At 41.5% G+C, this 10,723-nt stretch carries 11 protein-coding genes; 4 read left to right on the top strand and 7 right to left on the bottom strand.

Annotated elements, in window-relative coordinates; all coding sequences use genetic code 11:
• The 6 genes from BO222_RS13225 to BO222_RS13200 form a co-directional block, all read right to left on the bottom strand.
• A partial coding sequence (locus BO222_RS13225; RefSeq protein WP_143357058.1) for a hypothetical protein occupies positions 1–328 on the bottom strand: 328 nt, incomplete at its 3' end.
• Positions 329–995: 667 nt separating this feature from the next.
• Positions 996–2,165, bottom strand: a complete 1,170-nt coding sequence (dnaJ, locus tag BO222_RS13220) for a molecular chaperone DnaJ (RefSeq protein WP_075821170.1) — start codon at positions 2,163–2,165, stop codon at positions 996–998.
• A gap of 230 nt (positions 2,166–2,395) precedes the next feature.
• On the bottom strand, positions 2,396–4,216 hold the full coding sequence (gene dnaK, locus BO222_RS13215) for a molecular chaperone DnaK (RefSeq protein ID WP_075821169.1): 1,821 nt from the start codon (positions 4,214–4,216) through the stop codon (positions 2,396–2,398).
• Positions 4,217–4,233: 17 nt separating this feature from the next.
• Positions 4,234–4,827: a nucleotide exchange factor GrpE gene (grpE, locus tag BO222_RS13210; protein ID WP_075821171.1), complete on the bottom strand. Its 594-nt coding sequence runs from the start codon at positions 4,825–4,827 to the stop codon at positions 4,234–4,236.
• Positions 4,820–5,863, bottom strand: coding sequence for a heat-inducible transcriptional repressor HrcA (hrcA, locus tag BO222_RS13205; protein WP_075821168.1), 1,044 nt, complete (start codon positions 5,861–5,863; stop codon positions 4,820–4,822). Before hrcA ends, grpE begins: the two co-directional genes overlap by 8 nt.
• A 597-nt stretch (positions 5,864–6,460) precedes the next feature.
• On the bottom strand, positions 6,461–7,432 hold the full coding sequence (locus BO222_RS13200) for a diaminopimelate dehydrogenase (protein ID WP_075821167.1): 972 nt from the start codon (positions 7,430–7,432) through the stop codon (positions 6,461–6,463).
• Positions 7,433–7,769: 337 nt separating this feature from the next.
• Here BO222_RS13200 and BO222_RS13195 point away from each other — a divergent pair, with 337 nt between their 5' ends.
• Positions 7,770–8,603 carry a polyphenol oxidase family protein gene (locus BO222_RS13195; RefSeq protein ID WP_075821166.1) on the top strand — a complete coding sequence of 278 codons (834 nt, stop codon included), beginning with the start codon at positions 7,770–7,772 and terminating at the stop codon, positions 8,601–8,603.
• A gap of 443 nt (positions 8,604–9,046) precedes the next feature.
• On the opposite strand, the gene BO222_RS13190 is transcribed toward BO222_RS13195, so the two are convergent.
• Entirely contained in the window at positions 9,047–9,601 is a 555-nt protein-coding gene (locus tag BO222_RS13190; protein ID WP_075821165.1) for a TetR/AcrR family transcriptional regulator, read from the bottom strand.
• Positions 9,602–9,778: 177 nt separating this feature from the next.
• Between BO222_RS13190 and BO222_RS13185 the strand changes: the two genes are divergently transcribed.
• The 3 genes from BO222_RS13185 to tnpA all read left to right on the top strand — a co-directional run.
• The gene (locus BO222_RS13185) at positions 9,779–10,159 is read left to right on the top strand and encodes a 6TM ABC transporter family protein (RefSeq protein ID WP_075821164.1); all 381 of its coding nucleotides are present in this window, start codon (positions 9,779–9,781) and stop codon (positions 10,157–10,159) included.
• A complete protein-coding gene (locus BO222_RS13890) occupies positions 10,159–10,335 on the top strand; it encodes a hypothetical protein (protein ID WP_158024623.1) in 177 nt (58 codons plus the stop codon). Before BO222_RS13185 ends, BO222_RS13890 begins: the two co-directional genes overlap by 1 nt.
• Before the next feature lie 100 nt (positions 10,336–10,435).
• Positions 10,436–10,723, top strand: a 288-nt coding sequence (gene tnpA, locus BO222_RS13180; protein WP_198931968.1) for an IS66 family insertion sequence element accessory protein TnpA, incomplete at its 3' end; no start/stop codon positions are given.

Below are 10,723 nucleotides of genomic sequence, written 5' to 3'. Positions count from 1 at the left end.
TTGAGTATTGAAACTCATAATTCCCTAATGTGAAGTGGCTTATATCAATAATTTCAACTAATGAAGTTGAAAAGTTGAGGTCGGTATCGGATAGAACAATTTGTTTGCTTACTGAATCGTAGGCTTCAAACAAATAATGGTGATCCTCCGAAACACCTTTATATAAAACTGCTCCATTAAGTTCATTGTTTCTGATTCTTAAGATCGTTTCTTCAATCATTTCAATTCTGTTTTCGTGTTCCTGAATCATTTGTTCGAGTACTGAAAATCCGAGGTTCTGGCTTTTAAGCAGTTGAAGAATGTCAATATAAATCTTCTCTTTTTTCATAAAAAATCTCCTTTATTTATCGATTGACAAATGATATTTAGTTGTTTAAGTTATCGAACTAAATACCAAATTTGTTAAAGAAAAAGCACCCAGAGCGTTAAGCTGAAATAACCAAGTGTTAATCAACTTGACGCCCAAAATGGGTGCTTTTATATAACCACGAACACCTTCTCATCTTTTACTGTGATCAATCTGCCATGCAAACATTAAACTGTGTACAAGCCATTCTATTTTCTAAATAAATCAGAATACATCCTTGTTGCTTGGCTATGCAGAAGTTCAAACAAAAGAATTCCGACAAGTAGACACGCACAAAAAAAAACACAACATTCCTTATGAGTTGTTTATTGATACTTTTGATCTCCATAAATAAAATCTTTAAAGGATAGAACCAGCTCATTTATAAAGCCAAATCAATAAATATTATTATTAATTCAATCATAATATCCTTCGTAATGGACATCTATTACCTTTGGTCCCATTACAGCTTTTAAATATTCCTATTCATATTTTTCTTTTTTGAACTACTTTCTAAACAACGCTCATAATGAAACACTTCATCACTCAATAATCTCTAAGCACAAAAAAAACAGGAAACAGAGTTTTCTGCTTCCTGCGTATTGAATTCAATATAGATTTGGCTGTGCAAAACTGAGCTAATTAATGACTATTTAAAAACATTCTTGAACTTTTCAAATGGGCTTTCCGCTGCTGTTCCTTTGAGCTGTTCATAAAGTTCGCGTTCCTTTTTCGAAATTTTCTTTGGAATTTCTACGCGGACTTCTACAAACTCATCACCAGTTCCAGCACGGCTGATAACTCCCTTGCCTTTTAAGCGGAATCGCTGATTTGGCTGGGTTCCTTCAGGAATCTTCAGATCAACATTTCCGTGAACTGTTGGAACCTCAATCGTAGCTCCAAGTGTTGCATCAATTGCCGAAATAGGAACTGTTACAAAAATGTCATCGCCATCACGTTTGAATACCGGATCTTCTGGAACATGAACCTGAATATAGAGATCTCCATTAGGACCTCCATTGAGTCCGGCTTCACCTTTTCCAGCTACCCGAATGCGCTGTCCATCTCGGATTCCAGCCGGGATTTTAACATCGATTCGAACAGTCTTATTTTCATAACCAGTGCCTTTGCAGGTTGAGCAGGTTTCTTTAATGGTTTCACCTTTTCCATGACATTTATCACAGACCACCTGCTGCTGCATGGTTCCAAACATCGTGCGGACATTCTGATAAACCGTTCCAGTTCCATGACATTTGTCGCAGACTTCTACATCTTCAGGATGTTCAGCCCCTGAACCATGACAATGAGGACAGGGTTCATCTACGTTGACAGAAATGGTTTCCGTTTTTCCATGAACAGAATCCATGAAACCGATATTCATCTGCATAAAGCGGTCTTCGCCCTGCATTGGCCGGTTGTTCTGGTAAGTCTGAGAACGTCCTCCGCCGCTGAAGAAGCTTGAGAAGATGTCATCAAAGCCGCCAGATCCAAATCCGGAATAACCACCGGATGAGAATCCGCCCTGACCAAACAAATCGTTAAAATCAAAGCCGCCCTGAGCGAATGGATTGCCCTGGCCGCCGCCATAACTAGGATCCACACCGGCAAATCCAAACCGATCATACGCTGAACGCTTCTCTTCATCAGAGAGCACTTCATACGCTTCATTGATCTCCTTGAATTTATCTTCGGCATCCGGCTCCTTATTTACATCGGGGTGATACTTCATTGCGAGCTTTCGATAAGCTTTTTTAATTGCTTTTGCATCCGCACTTCGGTCTACACCAAGCACTTCGTAATAATCGCGTTTTTCAGCCATGCCAATCCTCCATTTCCAAATTCAGTGTTCCTTCTTAAACAAATTCCTGGATTAAATTTCTAAATGTCTGATCTCGTATTTTCCGCTTTAAATTTATAAATGTTTTGCTTATGGAAAGCAAGCACTCGATTAAAAGCGGATTCAATCATACCAAAGAATTCAGAAGTCCTTTCGGACTTCTGAAATTTTCTATTCGGTTTAATTCTGAATTGAATGAAACTGTTTAAGTTTTACTTCTTTTCAGTAAATTCGGCATCTACAACATCATCGTTGTTGGATCCGTTATTTGCAGCCTGACCGGCATCAGCACCTGGCTGGTTAGCAGCCTGCTGATACATGGCAGCAGAAGCAGCCTGAGCGGCTTTTTCAAGAGCATCAAGAAGTTTTTCAACTTCGTCCATGTTGTTTTCATCGAGTGCTTTTTGCAGATCATCACGGACTTTCTTGATTTCTTCAGCTTCTTTGGCAGGGATTTTATCCTTGTCATCTTCAAGCATGGTATCAACCTGAGCGATGAATGCATCAGCTTTATTGCGGGTTTCAACCTGTGCTTTACGTTTTTCATCTTCAGCCTTGTTGGCTTCAGCTTCCTTAACCATACGATCGATTTCATCTTCAGATAATCCGGAAGAGTTCTGGATCACGATGGTCTGTTCTTTTCCGCTAGCTTTATCTTTAGCGGTTACGTTAACGATACCGTTGGCATCAATATCGAAGGTTACTTCGATCTGAGGCTGTCCGCGACGAGCTGGAGCAATTCCAGTCAGCTGGAAGTTTCCAAGTTCCTTGTTGTCGTTAGCCATTGGACGTTCACCCTGAAGGACACGAATGTCAACAGCAGGCTGGTTATCTACAGCTGTAGAGAAAGTCTGAGTCTTGCGGGCAGGGATCGTTGTGTTACGGGTAATTAATGGTGTCATAACTCCGCCAAGAGTTTCGATACCTAATGTCAGAGGAGTTACATCCAAAAGCAGGACGTCCTTAACATCACCAGCAAGGATACCACCCTGAATAGCAGCACCTAATGCAACGGCTTCATCCGGGTTAACGGATTTGTTCGGTTCCTTACCCATTTCTTTCTTAACGGCTTCCTGAACGGCAGGAATACGGGTAGATCCACCAACTAGCAGAACTTCATCGATATCGCTTGGAGTCAGTTTGGCATCAGAGAGGGCCTGACGGATTGGAGCAACTGTACGTTCAACCAGAGAACGTGTCATTTCATTGAATTTAGCACGGGTCAGAGTGGTTTCAAAGTGCAGAGGTCCGGCAGGGCCAGCCGAGATGAATGGCAGAGAAATAGCTGTCTGCATAGTGGAAGACAGATCTTTCTTCGCTTTTTCTGCGGCTTCCTTAATACGCTGCATAGCAAGCTTGTCGCTCTTTAAGTCAATGTTGTTGTCTTTCTTGAACTGATCAACAATCCAGTCAACGATCACGTTATCGAAATCGTCACCACCCAGGTGAGTATCACCATTTGTGGACAGTACTTCGAAAGAACCATCACTTAAGTCAAGGATGGAAACATCGAAGGTTCCACCTCCAAGGTCATAAACGAGAACTTTAATGTCCTTGTCAGTCTTGTCAATACCATAAGCCAGGGCAGCAGCTGTTGGTTCGTTGATAATACGGGCTACATTCAGTCCAGCGATTGTTCCGGCGTCTTTTGTTGCCTGACGCTGAGCATCGTTGAAGTATGCAGGGACAGTGATGACAGCTTCTTTTACTGTTTCACCAAGGTATTCTTCTGCATATGTTTTCAGATAGGACAGAATCATGGCAGATACTTCCTGTGGAGTATACTGCTTTCCGTCTACAGTTACTTTTTCACTTGATCCCATCAGACGTTTGATGGAAGAAATTACATTTGGATTTGTGATTGCCTGACGTTTTGCGGCATCACCGATAATACGTTCTTCGTCCTTGAAGGCGACAACCGATGGGGTTGTACGGTTTCCTTCAGGGTTAGGAATGACTTTTGGCTCGCCGCCTTCCATAACGGCAACGCAGCTGTTGGTAGTACCAAGGTCAATACCAATAATCTTGCTCATAACGGGCTCCTCCTTTTTTATTCGCTCACTTTAACAAGAGCCGGCCGCAGCATGCGGTCTTTCAGTTTGTATCCCTTCTGTAAAACTTCGATGACGATTCCAGGTTCTACCCCTTCTTTTTTCTCCGTCATCAGAGCCTGCATCAGGTTGGCATCAAATGGCTGATTCAATGCCTCTATTTCCTTCACACCCTCGTTTTGCAATACATTTTCGAGCTGTGTACGGATCATCTCAAAACCTTTTACAAAGGTAGCTGCTTCATCGCTTTCCGGTTGGGCGGCTAAAGCCATGTTCATGTTGTCTAAAACCGGCAGCAGTTCAAGAGCAGCGGACTGGAAACGATACTTTTTAGCTGTATCGGCTTCCTTGATCAGACGCTTGCGGGTATTGTCCGTATCCGCATAAGCCCTCAACAGATCGTTGCGGCTAGCCGCAAGCTGTTTGTTCAGTTCTTCGACTTCCTTATTCAGAGCGTCGATCGGATCCATTTCTTCGTCAATGACTGTTTCTTCCGTTTCTGGAAGCTCGCTGTCACTGATTTTTTCAGTTTTTACTTCAGCTTCAGCATTACTGGCTTCTGGCTTTTTTACATCATTGGGTTTTTTACTCATTTTTCTTATTGCAGCCTCCCTCAGAATGAACATTCACTGTATCCTCGATCACATCAGAGATCGTGTCCATCAGTGAGATCACTCTTGAATAATTCATCCGGCTTGGCCCGACCACCATCAGCTGTCCGACTTCTTCATCGGAATACTTGAAGCTGGTAGAGACCACAGAACAATCGCCGATCTGGATCAGCCGGTTGCGGGTGTCGATTGGAATATCAATGCTGGCCGAAGATGCAGCCCATGCTTTGAACAGGCTTGGATCCTCCATGACCCGCATTAGCTGTTCTACCTTCTTTATATCCGTAAAATCTGGCTGACACAGCATATTTGCCCGGCCATAAACGGCAGCATTCTGATTGGCCATTCGAATGAACGCGGATATGAATGCCTCGAAAAGGATTTCATGGCGTGCTAACCGGCTCGCCATCTCCGGTTCAATTTCTTTCATTCTTTCAACGATTCGATTTAACGGAGTTCCCTTTAATTCTTCGTTGAAAAGATCGGTACAGACTTTCAGATCCTGGGTACTCACTTCCGCTTCAAAACTGAATACTCTGTGTTCAGTATGAGCGGCATCCGTAACAATTACGGCCACTGCCTGCTTGAGTGTGACTGGAATCAGCTCAACCCGGATCAGTTTTTGTGTCTGTGAGTCAGGGCCTAAGACCACACTGGTCAGGTTAGTCATATCCGAAAGGATGGAGCAGCTTGTTTCAATGATTTCTTCCAATGTGAAATGCCTTCTGGTAAAAAGTTCCTTTAAAACCTCTTCGGTTTTAGGATCCACATTGAGTTCCATCAGATGCTCTACGTAATAGCGGTATCCCTGCTGAGAAGGAATTCGGCCGCTTGAGATATGCGTCTTTTCAAGAAGGCCTTCTTTTTCCAGGCAAGCCATCTCGTTTCGAATCGTGGCTGAAGAAACCTGAAAGTCCAGGTGATCCTTCAGGGATTTTGATCCAATGGGCTCAGCCAGCATGGTAAACCGTTCGACGATGGTCTTCAGGATAATTTGCTGACGAGTGGTCAGATCCATTCGGCTCACCTCTTTCTGGCACTCTAGTTGTTCAACTGCTAACAATGATAGCACAGACGTTAGCACCGTCAACCCTTAAGTGCTATCTGATCTTATTGTGATGTTTGCCTGATGAAATGGATACCGGTTTGCCCGGCAATCCACAGATTTCTCAAACCATATTTTTTTCCTGTTTTGATCAGGTAAATGACTTGAAATCCAAACCTGTTTTCATTGTTTTTTGTCCGGAAATTGTAAGATTGCTTAATGAGTCTGGCCTGATATCGAATACAGAAATCAATGGTCAACTTAAATCGAAATTTTGAGAATACAATGAATCGAATCGACAGGAAGGCAGGAAAAACACAGAAAGACTTTTAAACGCACTTTAAGATTTCAATTATTTCATGCTGGTCCATTTGAAAAAGAGTCTCAAACAAACTGAATCAGCTCAGTCAGAATATAAGCTCGAATATCAGTTGACTGGATGATCCTGTTGAGAAAAACAGGAAACATTACGCATTTAAAACACACTAAGAAAAGGCCATAAATTGCTTTATATAAAGCATTACGGCCTTTATGATCTATGTTCAGATGTTAAGGACTTCTTCTGTCTTTCTAAAGCATGGTGGCTCTGAGTTCTTCAGCAGACTTATCCGAAAGATAGCTTGCGGGAATATCAAAAATAGTTTTTGCTCCAGTCCATCCTTCGGCATTCATTCTGGCGATGGCTCTTGCCACTGCAGTAAGTACAGAAGCAGTAAATTCCGGATTGGAATCGAGATTCAGGGAATATTCAATCAGATGATTATTTTCTCCTGTCGATCCACTGCGAAGAACAAATCCACCATGCGGTAAGGTTCCATGGTTTTTGTTCAGTTCCTCCTGAGAGATAAAATGAACAGTTGTATCGTAGTCGCTGAAGTAGTTTGGCATATTCTTGATTTCATCTTCAATTTTCTGAAGATCTGCCCCTTCTTTGGCAACGACAAAACATTCACGGATATGTTTCTGTCTGGTTGTCAGATCCGGCCTTTCATTATTACGGACGGATTCAATCGCTTCTTTTACCGGTATGGTATATTGTTTGGCATCCGCTACCCCATCAATACGTCGAATGGCATCTGAATGTCCCTGTGAAACACCCTTGCCCCAGAATGTGTAGGTTTTACCTTCTGGAAGAATGGATTCGGCGATCAGCCGGTTTAATGAAAACAGACCTGGATCCCATCCAATGGAAATAGCCGCTGTTTTATTGGCTGCTTTTGCAGCTTCATCCACATTTTTAAAATGTTCTGGAATATTGGCATGAGTATCAAACGAATCCACCACATTAAACATGGAAGCCAAAGCCGGAGTCTGCTCGGGAAGATCTGTAGCACTTCCTCCACATAAAACCATGACATCAATATCGTCCTTGAAATTTTCAGCCTGATCCATCGAATAGACAGTGACTCCAGAAACTGTGTTTACAGAGTCCGGATTTCTGCGGGTAAATACCCCAACAAGTTCGAGATCATTTGCCGCATTGACTGCTTTTTCTACACCTTTTCCAAGGTTGCCATAACCGGCGATTCCTACTTTTATCATTTTTATCAAAATAACCCTTTCTATCACTGTGCAGCATGAACCAGAGTATTCTTTGTGCTGGTTCTGAAAACTGTTTCAAGCCGTTTCATAGTACCACATTCAATTGCTATAATGAGGGCTTAACAGATTAATACTCTGTTATTTTCAGAAAATTTTCTGAAAATTAACCTTTAAAACTTGATCTTCATTATTTCTTTTGCGCTTATTTCGTTTTAAGCGGATGAGTGATTCTCAAGATTTTTTCCTTTTTATTTTTTTGTTATTTTTTGTAAAAAGCATTTTGCAGGCACCGTGTTTTCTTGTCTTTCCTGACTAAAAACAGCGTAAGATAAGAATTATGACCGATAAAGAAAATACACAGGATTTTATACAATGGATATCTCTATCCAATCAAAGTTCAGAGTACGAAACGGATTATCCGAAGATTAAGGGCGGTTTTACCCGCAGAAATACTTCTCTTCCTGAAAATGGAAATACAGCCCTTCATGTCTGCCAGAGCAAAGAAGATGTGATGAAAAACCGAAGAAGACTCGAAAAAATTCTATTGCCCTTAGAGAATTGGGTGCTGCCCTGGCAAAAGCATACTGACCGAATTGTCCGCGTGACTCATGAGGATATCTTAAAAGGAGCCTTTGACAAAAACACTTCAATTATGGATACCGATGGTTTATACACTACTGAAAAGGATTTATTGATTGGGGTATTTACCGCCGACTGTTTAGGAATTCTTTTGGCGGATCCAAAAACCGGATTAATCGGAGCTGTCCATTCCGGATGGAAAGGAACCGTTCAAAACATTCTCTATAAAATGCTTCACGAGATTTTCGATCAAAATCTCAGCAGCCCAGATTCCTTGAAGATCTTCTTTTCACCTTCTATACAGAAACAATCCTTTCAGATTGGAGAAGATGTAAAAAAGCAGCTTGAAGATTCAGGAAAGGAAATTGGTCTGGATTACTCAGATCTTTTTGAAGCGGATCCTGATGAACATGGTAAATGGTTCGCGGACCATCAGGCCATGAATCTGAGAATATGCAAAACGATGAACATTCCTGATCACCACGTCTTTGCAAATAGTCAGGATACAAAAACAGATCCAACCTGCTTTTCCTTCCGCCGGGATAAAAACCTCACTGGCGAACATCTGAGTTTTATCTATATGGAAGACTGATTGTGGAAGGTTGATTGAATATTTGATTTTGTCACCCTATCTCAAAAGCAACCATGATGGACATACCGTTGACCGTTCATCGCATTTGATATTCTGAAGTCTGACTTTGAATCTTTAGATCTGAAGCTTCTTGATTAACAATTCAAAAAAATACAGGTTATAAATCTTACCGATATAGAACATATAGGATAGAAAAAAGCTGAATCGATCGCCTGATGATTGCGGTTCAGCTTTTTCCTATCCTCTGTTTTCATGTTTATAAGAACCTATGAACTTTACGAGCAATTTATCAGCTCAAAGAGCAGATTCGCATTTATTGATCTGTGCAGGATGCTTGTTTGATTTTTCCTTTTTGTTTGGCTCTTCTTTTTGTTTTTTATTTTCTACGTTAACTTTCTTCTTTTCTTTGTTATCAAGATATCTAAACTGTTCCTCATTCTTTCTTATTGTGGAATATTCAAGCTTTCATTACTGGCAGGATTGGATTGGAATAATTGCTGCAGCTGTTCTGGCGTTTCTTTAAATCCTCGATCAACCCAGGCATTGAAAAATCCATAACAGACGTAGGCAAATATCTGACTGTAGTAGTAAACCTGAAGAGAGCTGATGTTGTCGGCTGCCTTGCTTTTTACCGGTTCGATCAATCTCAGGAAAAAATCAAGAAAGACTGATCGATGCCCAGCCTGATCAATGCGCTCGATGATATCCTGATGTCTGGAAAAAAAGTCAAAAACCTCATTGACAAACTGATCATCAGGAATTGTTTTAATATTCAACCCTCTTTGTTCAAGTTCATCTTCGAACATGCATAAAATCTTGAAGGTTAAAACCTCATCCTTATTCTTGAAATAGCGAAAATAGGTGGATCTTCCAACATCCCCTTTTGCGGTCATCTCTTCGATCGATATTTTTTCAACTGGCTTTTCTTTCATCAATTCAAGCAGGGCACTGCCCATGGCTTTCTTTAAATCTCTTGTCGTTTTTTCAGTACGTCTCATTTTCGTTTTGATACCCTTTTTAAGAAACTATATCGGCTTTTCGTATCATTAAAACAAAAGTATGGTGTTCGTTCCACTTTTATCAATTGTTTGACTTTGAATAGCATACTCCTAAAATACTATTTATGAAACTAAAGTTTCAATAAAACGATTATATTCTTTAGAAAGGATTACCCTATGTTTTCATTGTTAAAAGCAGCGCCACTCTCTGTAAAACAGGTTGTGGCTCTTCTGATTTTTATGTTGATGTCGTCATTTGCCTCGATGTTTATGCCGACACTTCTTGCCTGGATGTTAGATTCTGGTGTTCCTTCGCAAAATCATCAGATCATTATCATCCTTGGTGTGGTGATGGCGATGTTCGCGCTAATGTCTGCCATCTTCTCGATGGGTACCGCAAGACTATCGGCCAAGTTATCCACCGATTTCGCCCGTCGTTTACGAAATGCGGTCTTTAAAAAGTTCAGAGTTTTTCACCCGCAGAAACAGATCGTTTTTCAACGGCAAGCCTTCTGGTTCGGTGTACCTCTGACATTACAACCGTTAAGATGTTTGTGATGATCGGCCTGCAGATCGGAGTTCTTGCTCCTCTGTCTGCTTTAGCCGGTATTGTCATGTCCGCTTCAAGCGGAGGATCCATCAGTGCCGTATTAACTGTTTCCATCCCGATTCTGATTATCGTCTGCCTGATCTTATTAATGCTTTCAACCGTAACTGTTAAACAACCAATTTAACTAATAAAGGTTGTTGGGTCGTAACCTTTTGAAATTTGCACGGGCTTAGATCCTCCGGTTCCAGTCGATATTCTGTATTCGACTAGAACTGGAGGATTTTATGCATAATTATCTGTTTTCCAAATCCCGTGAACTGAATCAGGAACAGTGGATGAACCTGGTTGATCAATACCAGGTGTCAGGTCTGACTCAGGCTGGCTTCTGCGTCCAAAACGGCCTGGCTTTATCCACCTTCCAGTACTGGCGCAGAAAAGCTGCCGCCGTATCGCCTGCTTCAGCGGCTCTTGAATTCGTAGAAATTGACAGGACGGTCTTCCTGGATTTGGAAGGATCAGACGAGAGTCCAAAGCCGGTGATTGAAATCACTGACAGCGACCGAACGATCCGT

Source organism: Ileibacterium valens, from assembly GCF_001945525.1.
Taxonomy (GTDB): Bacteria; Bacillota_I; Bacilli_A; order Erysipelotrichales; family Erysipelotrichaceae; genus Ileibacterium; species Ileibacterium valens.
This window is presented reverse-complemented; position numbering and strand designations above follow the sequence as displayed.

What these genes read in the sequence shown, in the direction of transcription:
- dnaJ (WP_075821170.1), bottom strand. Translation starts at nt 2,165, where the DNA reads ATGGCTGAAAAACGCGATTATTACGAAGTGCTTGGTGTAGACCGAAGT.
- dnaK (WP_075821169.1), bottom strand. Translation starts at nt 4,216, where the DNA reads ATGAGCAAGATTATTGGTATTGACCTTGGTACTACCAACAGCTGCGTT.
- grpE (WP_075821171.1), bottom strand. Translation starts at nt 4,827, where the DNA reads ATGAGTAAAAAACCCAATGATGTAAAAAAGCCAGAAGCCAGTAATGCT.
- hrcA (WP_075821168.1), bottom strand. Translation starts at nt 5,863, where the DNA reads ATGGATCTGACCACTCGTCAGCAAATTATCCTGAAGACCATCGTCGAA.
- BO222_RS13200 (WP_075821167.1), bottom strand. Translation starts at nt 7,432, where the DNA reads ATGATAAAAGTAGGAATCGCCGGTTATGGCAACCTTGGAAAAGGTGTA.
- BO222_RS13195 (WP_075821166.1), top strand. Translation starts at nt 7,770, where the DNA reads ATGACCGATAAAGAAAATACACAGGATTTTATACAATGGATATCTCTA.
- BO222_RS13190 (WP_075821165.1), bottom strand. Translation starts at nt 9,601, where the DNA reads ATGAGACGTACTGAAAAAACGACAAGAGATTTAAAGAAAGCCATGGGC.
- BO222_RS13185 (WP_075821164.1), top strand. Translation starts at nt 9,779, where the DNA reads ATGTTTTCATTGTTAAAAGCAGCGCCACTCTCTGTAAAACAGGTTGTG.
- BO222_RS13890 (WP_158024623.1), top strand. Translation starts at nt 10,159, where the DNA reads ATGATCGGCCTGCAGATCGGAGTTCTTGCTCCTCTGTCTGCTTTAGCC.